The 20,561-nt window shown below is 57.8% G+C and carries 13 protein-coding genes and 1 pseudogene; all 14 read right to left on the reverse strand.

Annotated elements, in window-relative coordinates; translation table 11 throughout:
• Nucleotides 1-110: 110 nt before the first annotated feature.
• Nucleotides 111-1,586, reverse strand: a pseudogene (fleQ, locus tag FFH21_RS18030) (transcriptional regulator FleQ).
• A gap of 177 nt (nt 1,587-1,763) precedes the next feature.
• Nucleotides 1,764-2,060, reverse strand: coding sequence for a flagellar protein FliT (gene fliT, locus FFH21_RS18035; RefSeq protein WP_002554297.1), 297 nt, complete (start codon nt 2,058-2,060; stop codon nt 1,764-1,766).
• 26 nt (nt 2,061-2,086) lie between these two features.
• Complete coding sequence (fliS, locus tag FFH21_RS18040) at nt 2,087-2,485, reverse strand: flagellar export chaperone FliS (RefSeq protein ID WP_002554298.1); 399 nt, start codon at nt 2,483-2,485, stop codon at nt 2,087-2,089.
• Between the two features lie 125 nt (nt 2,486-2,610).
• Nucleotides 2,611-4,089, reverse strand: a complete 1,479-nt coding sequence (gene fliD / locus FFH21_RS18045; RefSeq protein ID WP_004664447.1) for a flagellar filament capping protein FliD — start codon at nt 4,087-4,089, stop codon at nt 2,611-2,613.
• Nucleotides 4,090-4,171: 82 nt separating this feature from the next.
• The gene (locus tag FFH21_RS18050; RefSeq protein WP_004664444.1) at nt 4,172-4,564 is read right to left on the reverse strand and encodes a flagellar protein FlaG; all 393 of its coding nucleotides are present in this window, start codon (nt 4,562-4,564) and stop codon (nt 4,172-4,174) included.
• A gap of 72 nt (nt 4,565-4,636) precedes the next feature.
• Nucleotides 4,637-5,485: a flagellin domain-containing protein gene (locus tag FFH21_RS18055; RefSeq protein WP_002554301.1), complete on the reverse strand. Its 849-nt coding sequence runs from the start codon at nt 5,483-5,485 to the stop codon at nt 4,637-4,639.
• 328 nt (nt 5,486-5,813) lie between these two features.
• Nucleotides 5,814-6,740: a ketoacyl-ACP synthase III gene (locus FFH21_RS18060; RefSeq protein WP_002554302.1), complete on the reverse strand. Its 927-nt coding sequence runs from the start codon at nt 6,738-6,740 to the stop codon at nt 5,814-5,816.
• A 285-nt stretch (nt 6,741-7,025) separates the two neighbouring features.
• Nucleotides 7,026-9,932 (reverse strand): glycosyltransferase, encoded by a 2,907-nt coding sequence (locus tag FFH21_RS18065; RefSeq protein ID WP_011169095.1) that lies wholly within the window; start codon nt 9,930-9,932, stop codon nt 7,026-7,028.
• Between the two features lie 141 nt (nt 9,933-10,073).
• The gene (locus FFH21_RS18070; protein WP_011169096.1) at nt 10,074-13,649 is read right to left on the reverse strand and encodes a glycosyltransferase; all 3,576 of its coding nucleotides are present in this window, start codon (nt 13,647-13,649) and stop codon (nt 10,074-10,076) included.
• A gap of 88 nt (nt 13,650-13,737) precedes the next feature.
• Entirely contained in the window at nt 13,738-15,330 is a 1,593-nt protein-coding gene (locus FFH21_RS18075; protein WP_002554305.1) for a flagellar hook-associated protein 3, read from the reverse strand.
• A gap of 13 nt (nt 15,331-15,343) precedes the next feature.
• Complete coding sequence (gene flgK / locus FFH21_RS18080) at nt 15,344-17,404, reverse strand: flagellar hook-associated protein FlgK (RefSeq protein ID WP_002554306.1); 2,061 nt, start codon at nt 17,402-17,404, stop codon at nt 15,344-15,346.
• An 11-nt stretch (nt 17,405-17,415) separates the two neighbouring features.
• On the reverse strand, nt 17,416-18,660 hold the full coding sequence (gene flgJ / locus FFH21_RS18085; RefSeq protein ID WP_004658721.1) for a flagellar assembly peptidoglycan hydrolase FlgJ: 1,245 nt from the start codon (nt 18,658-18,660) through the stop codon (nt 17,416-17,418).
• A 10-nt stretch (nt 18,661-18,670) separates the two neighbouring features.
• The gene (locus FFH21_RS18090) at nt 18,671-19,780 is read right to left on the reverse strand and encodes a flagellar basal body P-ring protein FlgI (protein WP_003404340.1); all 1,110 of its coding nucleotides are present in this window, start codon (nt 19,778-19,780) and stop codon (nt 18,671-18,673) included.
• Nucleotides 19,781-19,793: 13 nt separating this feature from the next.
• A complete protein-coding gene (flgH, locus tag FFH21_RS18095) occupies nt 19,794-20,507 on the reverse strand; it encodes a flagellar basal body L-ring protein FlgH (protein WP_004658720.1) in 714 nt (237 codons plus the stop codon).
• Nucleotides 20,508-20,561 lie beyond the last annotated feature (54 nt).

Consider the following 20,561-nt stretch of genomic DNA (forward strand, 5'->3'; position numbering starts at 1 on the left):
TCGTGGCGAACCGTCAGTAAACGGTGTGTTGAGAGGGACTTTGCAATCCTCGTGCCGAAAAAAAACCCCTGAAAATTCAGGGGCTTGATTTTTGGCGCTACAGACAGGCGTCAATCATCTGCCTGTTCATCACCTTCGCGACGGCTCATACCGTACTTGCGCATCTTCTCGACCAGCGTGGTGCGACGAATCCGTAAACGCTCTGCAGCACGGGCAACAATACCGTTCGCGTCGTCGAGCGCCTGCTGAATCAGACCCTGCTCCAGACCACCCAGATAGTCTTTCAGGTCCAGGCCTTCAGGCGGCAGCATTGCGCCCGACGCGAAATTCGGCGTGTTGCTGTTGATGGCGACGCGCTCTTCGATATCGCTGCGCATGCTGTCGACCATCTGCTCGTCCTCGTCATCGACATAGCGGAATTTCTTCGGCAGCTCGGCCACGCCGATCACGCCGTACGGGTGCATGATCGCCATGCGCTCGACCAGGTTGGCCAGCTCGCGAACGTTGCCCGCCCAGGCATGACGACACAGCGACATGATGGCGGCGGAATTGAAACGAATCGAGCCGCGCTTTTCATGCTCCATGCGCGAAATCAATTCGTTCATCAACAGCGGAATGTCTTCAACACGCTCGCGCAACGGTGCCATTTCGATGGGGAACACATTGAGACGGTAATAAAGGTCTTCGCGGAAGCTGCCAAGCTCGATCATGTTTTAGAGATTCTTGTGCGTCGCGGCAATAATGCGCACGTCGATGCTCTGCGTCTTGTTGCTGCCCACGCGCTCGAAAGTGCGCTCCTGCAACACGCGCAGCAACTTGACCTGCATGGGCAGCGGCATGTCACCAATTTCATCAAGGAACAGCGTACCGCCGTTGGCAAGCTCGAAACGGCCGGCACGACTGGTGATTGCCCCGGTAAACGCGCCCTTCTCATGCCCGAACAACTCGCTTTCGAGCAGCTCGGCCGGAATGGCACCGCAGTTGACCGGCACAAACGGTGCATCGCGGCGCTTGGAGTGATAGTGCAGGTTGCGCGCTACCACTTCCTTGCCAGTCCCCGACTCACCGAGAATCAAAACGCTGGCGTCAGTGTCAGCGACCTGCTGCATCATCTGCCGCACATGCTGAATCGCGCGACTGGTTCCCACCAGACTGCGGAACAGGTTCGGCTCACGATGACGTCCACGCTCGCGGGCCTGGTCGTACATCTCGCGATAGACCTGGGCACGGTGCAGGGAGTCGAGCAGCTTGCTGTAGCTGGGCGGCATCTCAAGCGCGGAAAGAACCCGCCTGCGCAGGTCCTCCGGCAACTCGACAGAAGAATTTTCACTCATAAGCAGCACAGGAAGGAACTCATCCCATGCTGCGATGGTCTTAAGAAGCCCTTGAAGGCTGCCCGGCGCGTTTACGCTGCCGACCAGCACACAAAGGACTTCTCGCGGAGATGCCAGAGAGCCGACCACCTGCTGCCAGTCCTGGCTTGAACAGGAGAGGTTTTCTTCGCCAAGAAAATTCAGGATAACCGCCAGATCCCGGCGGCGCTGGCTATCGTCATCGATTAGCAGAATCTTGATTTCACGCCACATGCAATAGCAACTTCCCTAGTCAACTCAATGCCCATGATTGGGGGGCAGCTTGGCATCTCAGCTGTATAAACCTTGAGACGCCAGAAAATAGTAAACATCACTAGTTAAGTCAAAAAAACGAACACAGTCAAATTTATGGCGAAATTCTTGTCGAACAATAAAAATGACAATTAAACATTAACCGAACAGATGGTATACCTTCGTCGCGTTCTTCGCATTCTGGATTTGAGTCATTTCATCGACGACTGCTTGACGCTCCCCGGTTGCAACATCAATCAGTTGCCTGTAGACCCCCAACAACTCCTCAAGATTGCTGCGCAGAGCCGGTTCGTCAGCAGGCGCTTCGCTGACCACCGCATCGACACATTCGCGACACGCCAGGTCAAGTTTGACGATAGCCTCCCAGTCGCGTTCGGCAAGCGCCCCCACCAGGGCTTCCCGGGTTTCTTCGATACGCTTGAGCGCAGCACTCATCTTGTTGTTCTCCTCAGGGCAGCAACTTATTGTTGTGCTTGTGCGGTACCGATAGCATCCCAGCCTTCCTTGACGGTGATCAGCAGCCCGGCAACCTCGTCGAGCATCTTCTGATCGTTGCGTGCGTTGGCTTCGGCCAGACGCGTCATCATGTAGTGATAAAGGCTGTCCTGCCTGACCAGCGCTTCGCTGGGGGCGTTGTCCAGGTCAAGCCCTTCACGCAGACCACCTACAATGCCGATCGCCTTGCTGATGAACACGCCTTTGCTGGCGACGTCCTTGCGTGCCATGGCACCCTTGGCTTGAGCGATACGGTCGAGGCCACCCTCCATCAACATTTGAACCAGACGGTGAGGACTGGCTTCCGAGGTCTGAGCCTGGGAGCCGATCTTCTGATACTGCCGCAACGCTAACATCGGATTCATAAGGGGGACCTCGTCGCAAATCCATAATACTGATACTCAAGCTATCGACGCATGGCGCAGAAACTTTAGCCCAAAAGCAGAAACCCGACACGGAGTCGGGTTCTTGATACTTCTGTAAAACGAATTTACGAAGCGTTTTTCTGCGCGTTCATCGCTTCGAAGATCGACGTGATGCTGGTAGCGGTCGCCTTGAGCTGCCCTACAACCAGGTCCATCGCGTTGTATTTCTTGGTCAAACTCGCCGTCAAGCTTGTAATACGACGATCCAGTGCGTCCTGATCACTGGCAATACGAGTCTGTATTTTATTAAGACTGCTCGTCTTGCTGGCCAGAACACCGTCAGACTTTGTGTAGGGCAGAAGCGCCTTGGTCATACGCGAAACCAGGCCGCCATCAACCGTACCGTCGGCATTTGTTGCACCCGTACCAGTGAACATCGTCTGAATCTGACTGCCCAGTTTTTTATCGTTCAGCGCTGCTGTGAATGTAGCAGTGTCCAGTGACAACGTACCGTTGGACTGCTGGGTCTTGATGCCCAACTGCGAAAGAGCACTGAGGCCGGCACTTGAAGAGGCACTCGCCAGCTGATCACGGATAGTCGCCAACAGCGCGCGCGGCGTAGCATCACCAGTAAGGGCGGCCGCCGTGTAAACACCCTTGTCGCTGATCGAACCCTTGGTCAGGGAAGTCACCAGGGTGGCCAGCGTGTTGTAAGAGTCCACGAAGGACTGCAGCGACGCTTTCAACCCATCGGTGTTGGTGGCCACCGTAACGGTAGTGGTTGCTCCAGCAGCAGTTGGCGCGACAAGGTCGAAGGTCAGGCCGGAAATCGCGGTACTGACTGTATTCGTCTTGCTGGTCAGGCTCAGGCCGTCAACAGTGAAAGCAGCATCCTTGGCGGTCGCAGTAATAGCGCCAGCACCGGGAATCGCCTTGCCGTTGGCATCGGTCCCCGTGCTGGTATCGCTCATCAGCTTGGTGCCATCGATATTCAGCGCTTCCTGACCGGAAGCACCCACTACCGAAATGTCACTGCCCTTGCCGGTGGTCGTCGAGCTGAATACCAGCCTGGCACCATTGTCGTCGTTGATGATGTTGGCAGTAATGCCTTTACCCTGCAGCGACGAGTTGATCTTGTCGCGCACTTCCTGCAACGTCGAGGTCTTGTCGATCACGACACTGTAGTCAGTGCCATTCTGAGTGATTTTCAGGGTACCACTCGGAATAGCACTCGCCTGCGTGGAATTCAGCGCGGCTGTGGCCACCTTTGAAGGCGTTGCCAGCTGGGTGATACCGATCGCGTAAGTACCGTTGACGGCCGTGTTGCCGGCCGTTGCCTTGACCACCGCCTCGTTGGCAGATGTCGCAGCAAAGCCCTGAAACGCAGGCGTCGTTGAGCTACCCAGGGTATCCAGGGTTTTCTGGAACGCGGCCAGTGCCGACGTCAGCTGACTCACACCCGACAACGATGCGGTTGTAGCGGCGGTCTGCTTGTCGATCTGGTTTTGCTTGGGTGCCTTCTCGGCACCCACCAGACCTTCAACGATGGCCGTGATTGCCAGACCCGAACCCAGGCCTGTTGTAGATGTAATTGGACTAGCCATTTGCTTCTCCCTTCAAGAATGTCGCCGGTTTCACCGCCTTTTCACAGGTCTCGCAAAACGGCAACAAATACCGTACTGACAATCAGGCCTTGGCGCGGAACAACAAGCTGTTCGCATCACTCAGGCTATCGGCCAGTTTCAGGATTTCTGCATTGGGAATTTGTCTTACCACTTCACCCGAGTCACTGGCAATGACCTTGACGATCACTTTGCCAGAAGCTTCATCAATCGAAAACTCGAGATTGCGTTTGACCGAGTGAAAAAATTTCTGGATGTCTTCTGCCGCGGCTTTGACTTTCGCCTCGTCGTGCGAGTCATCCTTGTGCAGATCTGAGCCTTTACTTTCCGCCGTGGCGGCAACACGCTCGACTGACGGCGTATCGGCAGGCTTGTCAACAGACTTGTCTGGCACTGGCACCTGACTCGCCGGTTGAGCGGCCGGATAAGACACGTTCAGCTTTACACTCATATCCATGACCATCACCTCCGAAAGTAAAAAAGCGAGAGAGCGCTATTACGCACTCCCCCGCTAAAACTCATGCCGATATTACTGAAGCAGTTTCAGTACAGCGGATGGCAGCTGGTTAGCCTGAGCCAGAACAGAGGTGGAAGCCTGTTGCAGGGTCTGTTGCTTGGTCAGCTGTGCAGTTTCAGCAGCGAAGTCGGTATCTTGTACGCGACCCAGTGCAGCACTGGCGTTTTCGTTGATGTTCTGCAGGTTGGAGATGGTGCTGGTCAGACGGTTTTGTGCAGCACCGAGGTCAGCACGGGTGGAGTTGATGGTCTGCAGAGCCGAGTCGATGGCGGCGATAGCGGCAGAGAAGTTGGTCTCTGCAGTGGTGCTATCGGAACCAGCGATGGTCACAGCCGAACCGACACCCAGGGTGTTGGCGTCGAAGCTTGCGCTCAGAGTCAGAGTGATCTGGTTCGAAGCGCCCGAGTTGGAGCCAACCTGGAAAGTCATGGTGCTGGCGGAACCGTCGAGCAGGTTCTTGCCGTTCAGGTTGGTACTTTGAGCGATACGGGTCAGCTCGGAACTCATCGCGGTGAATTCTTTGTTCAGCGCGTCACGGTCAGTCGAGCTGTTGCTGTCGTTTCGCGACTGAACAGCCAGTTCACGCATACGCTGCAGAATGTTGGTCGACTCTTGCAGTGCGCCTTCAGCGGTCTGCGCCAGGGACATACCGTCGTTGGCGTTTTTGATCGCCATTGTCTGACCACGGATCTGCGAAGTGATCTTGGTAGCGATTTGCAGGCCGGCAGCGTCATCTTTGGCGCTGTTGATTTTCAGACCGGAAGACAGACGAGTCATCGAGGTCGAAAGGGCGTCGGAAGCGCGACCCAGGTTCTTCTGGACGTTCAACGATGCTACGTTGGTGTTTACTGTTAAAGCCATGATGAATTCCTCGTTGGTTTGGTACTACGTGGCTTCCGGCCCCTGCAAGCGCCGGGTGTGCCTAGAGAACCTTCGTAATAGTTATCGTCGCGATGGCAGGTTGCTTGAGTGTTTTTTTTGAATATTTTGCCATCATGCCTGTACCCCTTATAAAACAAGGGTTTGAGACGAAACCAAACCAACATGACGCGAGAAAACCCGTTGTCTGAACTTCACGTCCCAAAAAGAGCAGGCCACTGTAAAAGTTCAAAAATGTGACCAGAATCGATTATTCAAAAAAAAGCGCCCGGCGAACTAGTCACGGGCGCTGTTTTTAGCCTGCGGCGATTCAGGCTTTATAGATAATCGCAGAACCCCAGGAAAGCCCCACGCCAAAACCGCTCAGTGCTACTCGATGCCACGAAGAGTTGAGTACGTGCTTTTCAATCAGCAATGGAATGCTCGACGACACGGTGTTACCCGTTTCAACCATGTCCTTGAGAAATTTCTCGGGTTTGTCTTCAAAGCGGCGTGCCACGGCATCGACAATAGCAGCGCTGCCCTGATGAATGCAGAATGCATCGATATCGTCAGGCGTCAGGTCTGACTCTCCCAACAGTTCGTGCAGGTGCGCCGGTACTTTCAGCAGCGCAAAATTGAACACCTGACGACCGTTCATGAAAAACACGCCGTTGCTGACCTTCAAGTGCGGCGCACCCGAACCATCGGTGCCGAATTTTGCCTTGCCCAGTTGCCAGGCAGCGTCCTCGCCCATCCAGGTTGCTGTGGCTGCATCGCCAAACAACATGGTGGTGTTGCGGTCCTGCGGGTCGACGATTTTCGAATACGGGTCAGCGGTTATAAGCAGGCCGTTTTTCAGCCCTGCTGCCTCCATGAACCCCTTGATCGCGTAGATGCCATAGACATAGCCGGAACAGCCCAGTGAAATGTCGAACGCAGCGACATTGGTCGACAGACCCAGCTTGTCCTGAACGATGGCTGCGGTATGCGGCAGCCCCTCTTCGTCACCGTTCTGGGTGACGACGATCAAAACGTCAATACTTTCGCGCTTGAGCTGCGGGTTGTTGGCAAACAGGGTATTGGCCGCTTCAACGCACAGGTCCGAGGTTTCCTGGCCAGCGTCTTTACGCGGCAGGAACGTGGAACCGATTTTCCCGAGGATGAAATCTTCATCCTTGCCGAAACTGGCACCTTGAGCGTAGTTATCCACGCCAGCAGTGGGCACGTAACTCGCTATGCTTTTAATGCCAATCATCATGGCTTCCCGATGAGTAAACAGGTCATTTTTCGTCCCGATAAGAATCAGGGCGCTACCGAATAAGGGTGATTGCAGACATTTTCAGGGCGCAAGGCGTGTGAAAGCAAGCCAGGCGCGTGTCGCTCCCTGTAACACAATACAGTGAAGATGCACGTAATGACCCGCAGGTCACGCCGGTTTGCACGCTTTGCGATTATTGGCGGAGGGAAAAAACAAAATGCTGCCGCAGCAGGAGAGCGACGATCCGGCCGTAAAACAGCCGGATCGCGTGATGCATGCAGCTCAAACTGCCAGTGTGAACCCCTTGCCGTCGAGATCGAGATTGGCGTTATAGGCTTCGTCCTGGGCAAACTGCGCCGCCCACTTTCCGGCCAGCGCGCCAAGCGCTGGTTGGGGAGCATTTACCACGCCTGAATGCACCACCTGAACATGCGGGGTCCAGACCGTCAGATAGCCCGCCTGCGCCGCCTTCAGGCACAGGTCGACATCGCCCAGAGACTCGGCAAAAGCCTCTTCGTCCAGCCCGCCCAGTGAGTCGTACAACGCTTTGGCAATCATCAGGCAGGCCGATGACACCGCGGAGTAGTTCTGCTCGACCACCAGCCGCTGCATATAACCGCGCGACGTCTTTGGCTCGCCAACGAAACCGGAACCGACACCGCCATTAAGTCCCAGAACAAGACCCGCCTGAGTAATGGTTCCTTCACGATCAACCAGACGGACCCCGACCACGCCCACTTCCGGACGTTGTGCCTGGTTGAGCAGCGACTCGATCCAGCCGACATTGACGATCTGGCTTTCGGCATCCAGCAGAATCAGGTACTCGCCCTTGGCTTCCTGGCTGACCAGATTGCGCAAGGCGGCCGTGCTGACACGCTGCTCGGCGCGGAATACGCGTACCCGGCTGGACAGCTGTTGCTGCTGATCAAGCCACGTCGATAATTCGGCAGATGTGCTGGCGTTATCACCGATCAACACTTCATAGCGCTGATAGCGGGTGCGTTGCAGGATACTGTGCAGGCAACGTTGCAGTTCCGGCAGATTGTCCTGGCTGTGCAGCAGAATCGAGACCACCGGCCGATGGGCATGGCGATAATCGATCTTGTAGGTGCCGGGCAGCGCCGAGCTGACCTCAGCCTGATAACCCCGCTGCCCCAGATGACGCGTCAGCGCCTTTTGCTCGTCCTGATTCTCTTCAAGCTCGGGGGCATCGCAGATCAGTACCGGCTCGCTCAAATGCGCCAGACCGCTCATGCCGCCTTGCTCGATCAGGCGCAGCAGCAGGTCGAATTCCAGCGCCTTGGGAAACTCTCGCGAATAGCCGCCCGCCTCGACCAGCAGTTCGCGGCGAATCAGCCAGTGCCGAGCGGCCAGCGTCGGCACACTTTGCAGCAGATCGAGGTTGAAGCCCGGACGGAACAACGGCGCCAGGGTGCCGTTGGCTTGACGGTGAATTTCATCCACAGCAACGGCTCGGCACTGCCCGGCGTCAATCAGCTCGGCGCTGGCCAGCAGCAGACCGCTGCGGGTGAACTCTTCACCCGCCTGCGCCAGCATCAGCCAGTCGCTTGAAGCCTGTTTGACGACCTGATTGATCTTGTCGACATAGTTGCTTTCGGTGACTTTGACGAAGTGCAGTGTGTCGTTCAGGCTGGTGGTTGCCGGCAGATCACCGGTGGTGAATACCACGACCTTGAACGCTCGATAATGGCTGTTGATAAGGCTGTCGAAGGTTGCCTGCAGCTTGAACACGTCGGCGTCCAGATCAAGCAGCAAAATACCGATTTGCGAACCTGCTGGCCGACGCGTCAGCTGCGTGGTGAGCTTTTTCAGTTGTGCCGGTGCCGGATCACGCGCATCGAGCCAGTCGAGCAACTTGCCGGAAGGCATGCCACGCAACAGCTGGCTGTTATCGAAAGCGGAATCAGACTGCAGGCGCTGGCCCCAGGCAACGATGCGCTCGGCGCGCTCGATGTCGTCCTCGTCCTCGGACTTGCCCAACTCATCGACCAGACGTTGCACGACGCTGTGACTGAAGGAGTAGTGTGCATAGGCTTGCCACAGACGGCTCAAAAGCGACTCGGCGTCCGGGTTGCTCTGTACACGCAACAGCTCGGCCTGCTTGACCAGCACGGACTCCAGCCCTTCCATCTGCACCTGCCCTGCCGGCAAGAGATGGATCAGAAACTCGATTTGCGCCAGTTCGTCGAACAACGGCTGGTTGTAGAACGGCAGTTCAACGAACTGGCGAGGCTCGAACTGCGCATCTGCCTGCGTCAGGGCAACGTTCCACGCTGAACTGATGATTTTTTCGCCGCCCTGATACGGCTGGGTTTCGAGGCATTCAGCCATGGCTGCCAGGCCGGCCAGTACAGCGTGCTCGCCCTGCTCACCTTGCAGATCGCGGCTATTGCCGAGCGACGAAACAACCAGGCGCGCAAGCGTTTCGCGCTCGGCTTTGGCCTTGGGGTCGATATGCTTGACTGCGCCTGCAATGGCAGCGCCATAGCGATGCTCTGCCTCCTTGCCGGCGTTGACGTGCAACGCATAGGGAATGGGCAGGATGCGCAAGGCAGCAGCCGCAACCAGAAAGGCCATATGGCCGATTTCCTGCCAGTGCCGATCGGTGCCCTCAGGCACTGACGTGAACCACTGACGCGCCAGCCCGGTCCGGGTCACGGCGTTGAGCAGTGACACGCTCTGACCCATGAAGCTCAGAAGCCGCTCGTCGGCCTGATCAGACGCGTAGTCCTCATGAACCTTGCGGTCGCGGCGGAAATAATCCACGTGATCGACGTAAGCCTGGTAACCCAGGCTATAGCCCTGGCAAGTACCGTAACGCTCGTTGCTTTCAAGGAAACTCACGGCCTCGGTCAGTGCGTCAGGCAGCAGGAAACTGTCGACCTGCGCGTACACCACAAAGGGCGTGGACACCTGCTTGAGGCCTTCTGCAATTCTGGCGCTGAGCCCGGTTTCACTGAGGGCGGCGTTGTGGATGTACTGCAGCCCGGCACGCTCCGCAACCTGCGCGTCGGGCGCAGGCGAGGCATCGACCACAATCACATTGCACGGATAACTGCTGTAGTACTTCAGCGCACGACGCAGGAAATCCGGCTGATTCTCGGTGAGCAACAGCAGGGTCAAACGCTGGCTCAACGGGGTGGTTTCATTTCCAGAATGGCTTTGCATGAGCTTTCCTTGATAGCGTGCCGATCGCGTCTCTAATCCTGGTGACCAGAAGAAACCCTGATAACCAAAAGACCCGGTCAACGCAAGAGCAAACAACACAGCTCCAGCCATCAGTGACTGGAGCGCATTAAACAGGTCGGGTCAGTCGGGCAACCAGCCGTTAGCCCAATATTGCAGGTTTTCTCCACGCAACATGAAATCGCGCAAGACGGTTTCGCGCAATTCGTCGCCCATACGATAGCTCGCATTGGGGTCTGACAGGTGCATGCGAATCGCCTGCAACCATTCTTCGGAGCTGTTGGTGTAGACCCGCGTAGCCGGCAAATGGCCCCGGTACGCCTCGGTGTCCGAACAGATGACCGGGTAGCCGCACGCACCGTACTCCAGCAGCCGCAGATTGCTCTTGCAGTCATTGAAGATATGAAATTCCAGCGGTGCCAGGGCCAGATCGAGGTTCAGGCTGGCCAGTTTGGCCGGGTAGGTTTGCAGGCTTACAGCTGTGTGATACTCATGAATGTAAGGCTTGAGCAAGTCCGGGCACATGCCGAAGAACACCCACTCGACCTCATCGGCCAGTTCACGCACGACATCGACAATCAATTCCAGGTCGCCCCGATGACTGGTCCCGCCGCCCCAGCCGATGCGCGGCTTGCCGGAAGTGCGACGCTGGCTTTTGAGGCTGCTCCACAAGTGCGTCGCCAACATGTTCGGTACGACACGAATATCGCTGTGCATGCTCGACAGCACCTGAGCCAGTGGCTGGGTAGACACCACTACTCGGTCGCACAGGCCTATGCCCTTGCGCAGCATCTCGGCAATGTTGTCGGGCATGCTGCGCCTGTGCTCGTTGCGCTCGGGCACATCGATGATGTAGTCATCCAGTTCAAAAATGCGCATGGCACTGGAGTAATTCTTGGCCAGAACGATATCCTTGATCTTGGGTTCGGAATAACGTCCTTGAAAGACGATGACATCCGGACGCTGCCGCTCGATCTCGACGGGCGTAGTCGACTCATAGGACATTCGGCCTACCACTCGCCCGGCTGCCATCAACTCAAGCAAGGGTTGGCTGACACGGTAGTGGCCTACCGCCGACGAGTTGACCAGCATGCCCAGAATCGAAGGCAGATGGCGGGTGCAGAACGGTTCCCAGCCCATTTGCAGACCTGGGTCAAGATCGAACGCCTGCACTTCATTGAGCTGAAGACTGGGGTTATAGGCCGGGTCCCGAGCCATTTTCGGCAGCCATTTTTCAAAGAACGATTGCTGCTCTTTATCCAGCGCCTGACGAGACGTTTCAGAGCGCTCGGCGGCGGCAGGCTCGGCCAATACCAGAGACGAATCGGGTGTGCCGACAATCAGGTAGCCGTCACGCCCGACCCGCATGCACAGGTCCAGATCCTGCAGCCCCTGAGTGAAGGTTGCTGCTTCCATGCCGCCTGCGTGGTCGAACACTTCCTTGCGGACCATCAGGCAATTGCCACTGACCGCGCTCCAGTTCTGTGTCAACTGCAAGCGCTGCATGTAGCTGCTTGAGCCTGTCGGATAATTGATGAAGGGCCGCCCCGCCAGCCCGTCCATGCCCATCACCATCCCTGCATAGAGAATATTGCCCTGAGGGGTGAGGATTCGTGGACCGACGATACCGACTTCGGGGCGCTGAGCATGGTTGAGCAGGCCTTGCAGCCAGTCAGCCTGATGCAGCACGGCATGCGGGCTGAGCATGAGCAGATAATCGCCGTTGGCGTGCCGGGCGGCGAGGTTCTGGGCGCTGGCTTCGCTGCCGGGCTCGGTCAGCGCATAAATGCGCAGCTTGTCGCTGCCCAGCTCACTCATCGCGGCAAACCAGGCGCGGGTATCGGCGCTCTCGCTGGCGTTGTCGACGATCAGCACTTCAAAATAAGGGTAAGTCGTGTTGCTGAGCAGGCTTTCTACACAGCGCTCCAGTGCTGCCAGTTGATCCCGGGTGGTAATGATCACCGATACCAGCGGGCTTGTAGCATGCCGGTACTCGATCCGGTTCAGCAGTGGCAGCTGATCATGGTGGATGACGTGCTCTCGGCCAATGCGCGAAAGATGGGCCGATACGACCGACTCGCTGTGTTCGATCACCTGAGGCAGCGAAAGCCATTCAGCGTAGGTCAGGGTCGATTCAACCTGAACCTCGGCGATGTGTTCGACGGCCTGAGGCCCGACGCTTTCCACCAGACGCCAGATGAAATCGTGTGGTGCCAGTTCGCCGTGCACAGGGTCGAAGCCGCCTGTGTCCAGCAGATTGCGGCGCTGGAACGCCAGCGTGCGGCCAACGTAAGGATAGGCCCGCATCAGGTCCAGGTTGAAATCAGGCTTGAAGATCGGCTCGCTGGATTTCCCATCGACCAGCGCGCCTTCGTCGCTGTAAACGCACAACAGGCCCTCGCTTTGCGCGACTCGCTCTGCCAGCACCAGCAATGACGGCTGAGTCAGCCGGTCACCGGCACGCAGCAGATAAACCCAGTCGGCGTTCTCCAGCAGCGGCAGCACTTCGTTCAGTTGGCGTGCCCAATCCGGCTGCAACGAGAAACGCAGCACCTGGGGATCGTCAACATCGGCATTGGTCAACACAACCACTGAGTCAGCGGCGTAATCCTGCTCGGCAATGCTGCGCAGGGTGATATCCAGCCCTTCGGCATCGCCAAACGGGTCAACGACTACCGGAACGATGCGCGGCTGCCATGTCCAGTGTCCGATGCGTTTCTCGATCAGTTTTCTCTGCGGGGCGGTAAATTGCCGACACGACAGCCATTCAGTGTAGAGCTCGGCGTAGGTTTCGCTCTTGCTGCCCACCCTGCTGTGCATGACACCCTGACGACTGGCCATTATCCCGTAAAGGCCGACCTCGTCCCACTCGCGGGGCTGCTCCAGCGCCTTGCGCAAGGGCAAAAAGCGCACCCAGCCCTGGGCCGGGGCCTGCTCACCGCTACGTGCCTTGAGCATTTCGCTCAGCCAGCCCCATTCAGTGGCGGCCTTTTGAATCACGTCGGGCTGGCCGCTGAAACGATCCGGGTGCCGGCGCTCGACGTTTTGAATAGTGTGCAGCGCCACCAGGTTGCCACGGCGCAAGAGGCATATGAACAGGGCAAAATCCAGCAGTGCGATAAACCCCTGTCCCGACTGGGCAATCGAAGGCAGGTACTCCATAACATCGGCCCGGCGCATCAGAGCAGCACTGAACCCACCCAGATAATTGCGTAGCGTACGCTCGAAAATCGCCAGCATGTCCTCGCCTTTGAACACGGCGTCGTAGGGCACAAGCCCGACGTTTTCCAGACGGGGTGGCAATACATAGTCATCGATGTCGACAAGATGTCGTCGGCCAACCACCAGACTCACGTCTTCATAGGCATCCAGAACGCCTGCCTGATTAGCGATGAAGTACGGAAAGAGGCGGTCGTCGTCACACAGAAACTTGATGTATTCGCCGCGCGATTCTTCAAGGCACTTCAGCAGATTGGCCTGGAACCCCAGCCGCTGAGGGTTGCGCACGTAACGCGCAAGGTTGCTGGATGCAGGCACCAGTTCGTCGAAAACGGCCTTGATTTCATCGGTGCGGCAATCGTCGCAGACAATGATTTCCAGGTTGTCGTAAACCTGATTCAAGGCACTTTGTAGCGCGGCGCGGAAGAACCGGGGATTGAGGGCGGGAATGACGATACTGACGAGGGGGGCTGAATTCACTATTGCAGACTCGCGAGCGGCGGGAAGTTACCGGTCAAGTAACCTCCCTCACCGCTGAAATAAAGACGGCGGATGCTCAATGCCAAGGTTACAGCTGGCTGAACAGGTTCAGCTTGGACAACTGGACAAATACCTGCTGAGAGGCATCCAGCATAGTCTTCTGCAACGTCAATCGGGTGGTGGCCTCAACGATATCGGCGTTGACGTAGGTGCCTTGCTCAACTGTGTTGTTACCCTTGAGCAAATCGTTGGTCGTGCCCTGCGCCGTCGCCGCCAATTGCCGTGCGCCGCCGGCGGAGCGCGCTGTGGACGCCTGGTCGATGCTGCTGGCAATGTTGCCAAGCGCCGAGCCCAATGCGGCATCAAGCTTTTGCGAGGCAACCAGATTGCCGTCAGTGGGCGTCGACAATGCCTTGATCGCTGCGGTCAGCGTATTGAGGATGTTCTCGGTCTGGTGCGTGCCGGACTCCACGACAAACTGGTCACCAGCTGCTGGCGTACCGCTGACCGTAAAATTGACGCCCGACGCATTGGCCGTCGAACCGGTCAACGTGCCACTCGACACGGGTTTGCTGCTGCTGGTCACGGGCGACGCATACAGGTCGTAGGCAGTGGCACTGGTGAACTTGAGAATCGCACCATTGGGCGGAAAGGTGTTGTTGAACGCCGTGCGGTCAGCCGTTGTGTTGCCCACTGCCGAACTGCTGATAGTAGCGGCCGACGTGTTGCCCGGGCTGCGCGAGGCCGAGACCGTATCTGGCGTCGAGGCCAGTTCATAGCTGCGATTGGTCAGTGCAGTAGCGGCCGTTGCAGGCGTGGCAGATTCGGCAGCTGACAGGTTGATGTTCATGGTCAGCTCGACACCGCGGAAGGTGAAGGTCTGATCAGCGAACGAGCCATAGCTGAATTTACCGGCAGTTGACGCATCGGTCGTGACATCGGTGCCGCTGGCATCGGTAATCTTGAACTGCGTGCCACTGAGGAACGTCATGGTGTACGGTTCGCCAGCCTGATAGCCCGAGTTGTAGGCGCTGGTGGACGTCACCTGACCGCCAGTCAGGCCAACCTTGCCGTCGTCGGTCGCAGGCGAAAGCAGGGTCGAGGACGTACGGGTAGTGTTGACGGCTTGCTCGAACGCTTCATAGCCTGTGGTGTTGCTCGGTAAAACCAGGCCATCACCAATCGCCAGATTGACGCTGGTCTGGTCCCCGCTATAGCTGTAAGTGCCATCGGCATTCTGCGCGTACGGCGGAGCCGAAGACTTGGACCCGGCAAAAATATACTGGCCGTTGGAGTCCTGGCTGTTCATCAAGCCGAGAAGCTGGCTCTGATACTGCTTGAGTTCAGCGGCCTTGGCCAGGCGGTCGGAATCGGTGTAGGCACCGTTGCCTGCCGACACGATCACTTCACGGGCTGTCTGCATCGTATCAACGATGCTGGTCAGCGCGGTCTCGGAATTGACGATGTTGGTATTGATCGTGCCGATGTTCGACGCGTACTGGGTCAGCATTGAGTTCTGCTGAGCCAGTTGCAGGACACGTGCAGCGCCTACCGGATCATCGCTGGCGGTATTGAGTTTGATGCCGCTGGAGACCTCTTCACTGGTCTTGAGCACATTCGAATAAGTACGCTGATAGTTGGTGTTGGTGGATTCGTAGAACTGGGTAGTTGAGATCCGCATGGTTCACGACTCCTTAAAGGCTGTTGATCAGCGTGCTGAAAATGGTTTGGGCCGCCTTGATGATCTGCGAAGAGGCGGTGTAGTACTGCTGATACTTGATCAGGTTGGCCGCTTCTTCATCGAGCGACACGCCGGAGACCGAATCACGCGCCGATTTGGCCTGTGCAACGACGGCAGCGCTGGCGGTGACATCGCTCTTGCCCTGCCCTGCCAGCGTACCGACCACCGAGACCAGATCGGCGTAAGCGCCGGACAGGCTGGTGCCCACGCCGCCGTTGGTGACGCCGACAGTCTTGGCCGTCTGCAACCCTACTACTGCCAGCGCGTTGCGGTTGTCCGAAGAGCCGGCACCCGTCAGGCCGATGCTGAACGTGTCATTGACCAACGGCGAACCGGAGAGGGTCATCTGCACTTCGAATGCCGTCTTGCCGGCTGGCGTGGTGGTGTTGTCGGTGTAACCGATGCTCAGCTTTACAGCGTTGCTCTGACCCTGAATGATCGTGCCACTTACCGCGCTGCCATTCTGGTCGAGCACGGGCGCACCACTGGCATTGATCAGCGTGTAGCTCTGCACACCGGTACTGCTGACCGCGCCCATCACCAGCTTCATCGGCGCGGAGTCTTTGATCGCGTTACGCAGGTCAGACGTCTGAACGCTGTTATAGATGTCCGATTTGGTATTGAGCACTGGCTGCGTGAAGCCACCTGTACCCGAGTTGCTGGCCCCGGCAGTAGCGGTCAATGGCGCGGCGGCTGCAATGTCCTTGGGATCGGTCAACACCACCGAGATACCCGAGGCGCCGTTGCGTGTCGGAGTGACCTTGAAAACGTCGCCAGCAGCCAGCGCATTGCCATTGAGGCTGACACTGAAGCCATCGAACTGTTTAGGCGGGTTGTCAGTCAGCGCACCGGTGCCGACGCTTTCGCCGTTGGGCAGGCGACGAACCGTGAAGTTGGAGGCGTCGCTGAAGGTGACTTCATAATCGTCGGCGGTCAGTTTGCTGGTATCGCCAATGGTCACGTCCAGGTTGCCGGAACCGGCACTGTTGGTGGTCTTGCCGGTACTGCGCTGCGAAATGGCGTCGGCACTGTTGATGTTGGAATACAGGCTGGAACCGAAGTTGCCTTTGCTGTCGATGCCCTGGCTCATCTGGCTGTTGACCTGATCGGCCAGCACCATCGCGGCACGGCCAAGCTCGTTGGTCGCAGGCACCAGCACATCGGAGCGATAGCGCAGCAGACCGCCAATCGAGCCACCGCTGATCACCGAGGTGACGTCAGTCTTGGTCTGGCCGTAAGCGATTTGTACGTTGTACTGCAGAGGATCGGCAGGGCTCGGGGTCGCCGACATGGTGTACGACGTGCCACCGCTGACCAGCGATTGGCCTGTGCCGGTGTAGATATCGTAGTTGCCGTTGTTCTCGATTACTTTGACACCCACCAGCCCGTTGAGCTGGCGCACAGTCTCATTGCGCGAATCGAGCAGCGAGTTGGGCGTAGTGTTACCAGCCCCTGCCTGAGTGATCTGCTTGTTCAGGCTTGCCAGGGTCGTGGTCAGCTCGTTGACCTGTTTGGTGAAGGTGGTGAGCTGGGCATTGACGTTGTCATTCTGCGACGACAACTGTGAAGCGACCGAATTGAAGCGTGAGCTCAACGCAGAAGCCTGAGTCAGAAATGCCGAACGGTCCGACGACTGAGTAGCGTTGGTGGCAATACCCTGCATCTTGGTGAAAAAGTCAGCCAGCTGCGTGGACACGCCAGTGGCGCTATCGGACAGCAGCGTATCGGTCTTGCTGGCCTGGCCGGAGTACGCAACCGCGTCGGCGCTCAGGGCAGTACTGGTTTGCAATTGGGCATCAAGGTAGCTGTTGTAGATACGACGCACGTCGGACAGCGTCGTACCGGTGCCTATGTAACCGACACCCAGGCCGATATTGATCTGTGCCGAAGCCGTGGTCATTACCTGCTGACGCGAGTAACCGGCGGTATCCACGTTGGCCGTGTTGTTACCGATGGTGTTGATCGCCGCACTGCTGGCATTGATACCTGAGAGCCCAATTGAAATCAGCGACATGATTCAAAACCTTATAAAGTCGTGGAAGAGCCCGATGCAGCAGCGTAAGTCTGGTAACTCTTCATCTGCTTCGCGATCTGCGAAATCTTGCTGGCATAGTCCGGGTCAGTGGCGTAACCGGCCTTCTGCAATTCTTTTACAAACTGTTCCGGTTTATCGGCCGAATTGACCACTTCTTTATACCGATTGTTGTTCTGCAGCAGGCTGACCAGGTCATGGAAGCTGTCGGCGTAGGAGTCGTAGGAACGGAAATCCGCGGTTTCCTTGACCATCTTGCCGTCACGGAACTCGCTGGTAATGGCGCGCGCTTCAGCGCCTTTCCAGCTACCCGCTGCCTTGATACCGAACAGGTTGTGACTGCTGCTGCCATCCTGCTGACGCATGATCGACTTGCCCCAGCCGGTTTCCAGCGCAGCCTGCGCCACCAGCATCACTGGATCGACGCCGATGCGTGCGGCTGCTTCCTTGGCCAGCGGCAGCATGGTCTCGACAAACTGATCGGCGTTGCTGAATGCGCGCTTGGCCGGTGCCAGCGGTGGCTGGGCCATGGAACGCACGTACTCAGGCGCGGGCGCCAGGTTGGGGTCGAGCGTCCAGTCACCGTTGTTGCCGTTGCTGCTGGCCGTTGCGCGAGCAGGCACCGGGCTATTGCTGACGGCGGCTGTAGCGGAAGGCACGATGCCGGCCAGCAATCGGTCGGTGAGTTTGGTTGGCAACGACAGACGACGCGAGTTGAGCGCCGCCATGTCATTGCGCCCATCACCAGATGCCGAAACTGCCGCAGCCGCCTGATCCGCCGCCGCCGAGCGCGTGGCCCACAGCGGACGCTGATAGACACTGGTCGCCAGCCCGGTTTTGGCCGGGGTTGCATCGGTGGTCGTTGCAGGCGTGGCCGTCGTATCGGTCGGTGCTGCGTGCTGAATACCCTTGTCCTTGGACAGTTGACGCATCAACACGTCCTGCAAACCGATGCCGTTGCCACGGGTGGACAGGGTGACCGCCAATTGCTGGTCATACATGTCCTGATACTGGCGCGTCGCCGGGGTGTTCATCGGGTTGTCCTTGGCCAGCACTTCGTTGGCCGAGCGCATGGCCTTGAGCATCTGGCTGACGAACAGCGACTCGAACTCCTGGGCCACCTTCTTCTGGTTGGCCACGCTGTCCTTGTCGCCATGCTTCAACGCTGCCAGACGGTTGACGTCGGTGTAGGCACCGGAGTCGACCGCTGACGAAATTCCGCTCTTGGGCATATCCATGCTCGAGTCCTCAGATAACGATCAGGTCGGCTTGCAACGCGCCGGCCTGCTTAAGGGCTTCGAGAATGGCCATCAGGTCACCGGGCGCAGCGCCCACCTGATTGACCGCACGAACAATCTCGTCCAGCGTAGTGCCTGGGCCGAATTTGAACATCGGGTGCAGTTCCTGCTGGGCATTGACCCGCGAACGCGGCACGACCGCCGTCTGACCACCGGACAATGCGCCCGGCTGGCTGACAATCGGGTCTTCGGTAATGGTCACGGTCAGGCTGCCGTGCGTTACCGCAGCGGGCGAAACCTTGACGTTCTGACCGATCACGATAGTGCCGGTCCGCGAATTGATGATGACCTTGGCAGCCGTCTGGCCCGGATCGACTTCCAGGTTTTCCAGAATCGACAGGTAGTCGACACGCTGGCCCGGATCAAGCGGCGCGGTCACACGTACCGAGCCACCGTCCAGCGCCTGAGCAACACCAGGACCAAGCAGCTCATTGATCTTGTCCACAATCCGCTTGGCAGTGGTGAAGTCGGACCGGTTCAGGTTAAGGGTCAGGGTATTACCCTGATTGAAGCCGCTCGGCACCGAGCGCTCGACCGACGCACCACCGGGAATACGGCCCGACGACGGAACGTTGACAGTGATTTTCGAACCGTCACGGCCTTCCGCGTCAAAACCGCCGACCACCAGATTGCCCTGTGCGATGGCGTAGACATTGCCATCGACACCCTTCATCGGCGTCATCAACAGCGCACCACCGCGCAGGCTCTTGGAGTTACCGATCGAGGAAACGGTGATATCGACCGTCTGACCCGGCTTGGCGAACGCTGGCAGATCCGCGTACACAGCAACTGCTGCAACGTTTTTCAACTGCACAGTGCCGGAACCGGACGGCACCTTGATGCCGAACTGCGACAGCATGTTATTGAACGTCTGCAGGGTGAACGGGGTCTGGGTGGTCTGGTCGCCCGTACCATTGAGACCCACGACCAGACCGTAACCGATCAACTGGTTGGCCCGCACGCCGGAGATGCTTGCGATGTCCTTCAAACGCTCGGCGTGAACGCCGAACGCTGTGGACAACAACAAGGTCGCCGCTATCAGTTGCTTGAGCTTGATCATGTTTATCCCGCTATCAGAAAGGGAACAACGGGCTGAGGAAGAACCGGTCGAACCAGCCTGGCTGGCTGGTATCGGCAAAGGCTCCAGTCCCCGAATAGGTAATACGTGCATCGGCAATACGGGTGGACGACACGGTGTTGTCGGTGGCGATGTCATCAGCCCGAACCAGCCCGGCAATCCGCACCAGCTCGTCACCGGTATTGAGGGTCATCCACTTCTCGCCACGCACAGCAAGAATGCCGTTGGGTAAAACATCCGCCACAGTCACAGTGACCGAACCGGTCAGGCTGTTGCTCTGTGCGGCCTTGCCATCGCCCTTGGTAGTACGAGCGCCGTTGTAGCCTGCGTTGAGGCTCAGGTCATTGCCACCAATCGGGTTGTTGGTGGTCAGGCCCGAACCGAACAGCGAGGTAAGACCAATACTGTTGGTGCTGTCCTTGGTCATCGCCGAAGTGGCCGCCTTGCTGGCTGCCATACGCTCGGAAAGCGTGATGGTGATGATGTCGCCGATACGGAAAGCCTTGCGGTCGCCGTACAGGTTCTGCTCGAAACCGGCCTGATAGATGGCACCATTGTTGGCAGCGGCCGACATGGGGGTACGCGGCAACACCGGAGCGTAATAAGGGTCATTGGGCTTGGCCGTCGGCGCAACACAGCCAGACAGCAGGGTGATCCCGCACAATGAAGCGATCAACACTGAAAAACGCGGAACACTAATGCGGTTCATGACACTTGAAACCTCGCGGTGTAACAGGCGCTTATCAGGCGCCCTATCGGATTG

The organism is Pseudomonas sp. KBS0707, assembly GCF_005937945.2.
Lineage (GTDB): Bacteria > Pseudomonadota > Gammaproteobacteria > Pseudomonadales > Pseudomonadaceae > Aquipseudomonas > Aquipseudomonas amygdali.

Bases quoted from the DNA above. Each gene is read 5' to 3' on its own strand.
- fliT (WP_002554297.1), bottom strand. From the start codon at position 2,060: ATGAGTGCTGCGCTCAAGCGTATCGAAGAAACCCGGGAAGCCCTGGTG.
- fliS (WP_002554298.1), bottom strand. From the start codon at position 2,485: ATGAATCCGATGTTAGCGTTGCGGCAGTATCAGAAGATCGGCTCCCAG.
- fliD (WP_004664447.1), bottom strand. From the start codon at position 4,089: ATGGCTAGTCCAATTACATCTACAACAGGCCTGGGTTCGGGTCTGGCA.
- FFH21_RS18050 (WP_004664444.1), bottom strand. From the start codon at position 4,564: ATGGATATGAGTGTAAAGCTGAACGTGTCTTATCCGGCCGCTCAACCG.
- FFH21_RS18055 (WP_002554301.1), bottom strand. From the start codon at position 5,485: ATGGCTTTAACAGTAAACACCAACGTAGCATCGTTGAACGTCCAGAAG.
- FFH21_RS18060 (WP_002554302.1), bottom strand. From the start codon at position 6,740: ATGATTGGCATTAAAAGCATAGCGAGTTACGTGCCCACTGCTGGCGTG.
- FFH21_RS18065 (WP_011169095.1), bottom strand. From the start codon at position 9,932: ATGCAAAGCCATTCTGGAAATGAAACCACCCCGTTGAGCCAGCGTTTG.
- FFH21_RS18075 (WP_002554305.1), bottom strand. From the start codon at position 15,330: ATGCGGATCTCAACTACCCAGTTCTACGAATCCACCAACACCAACTAT.
- flgK (WP_002554306.1), bottom strand. From the start codon at position 17,404: ATGTCGCTGATTTCAATTGGGCTCTCAGGTATCAATGCCAGCAGTGCG.
- flgJ (WP_004658721.1), bottom strand. From the start codon at position 18,660: ATGGATATGCCCAAGAGCGGAATTTCGTCAGCGGTCGACTCCGGTGCC.
- FFH21_RS18090 (WP_003404340.1), bottom strand. From the start codon at position 19,780: ATGATCAAGCTCAAGCAACTGATAGCGGCGACCTTGTTGTTGTCCACA.
- flgH (WP_004658720.1), bottom strand. From the start codon at position 20,507: ATGAACCGCATTAGTGTTCCGCGTTTTTCAGTGTTGATCGCTTCATTG.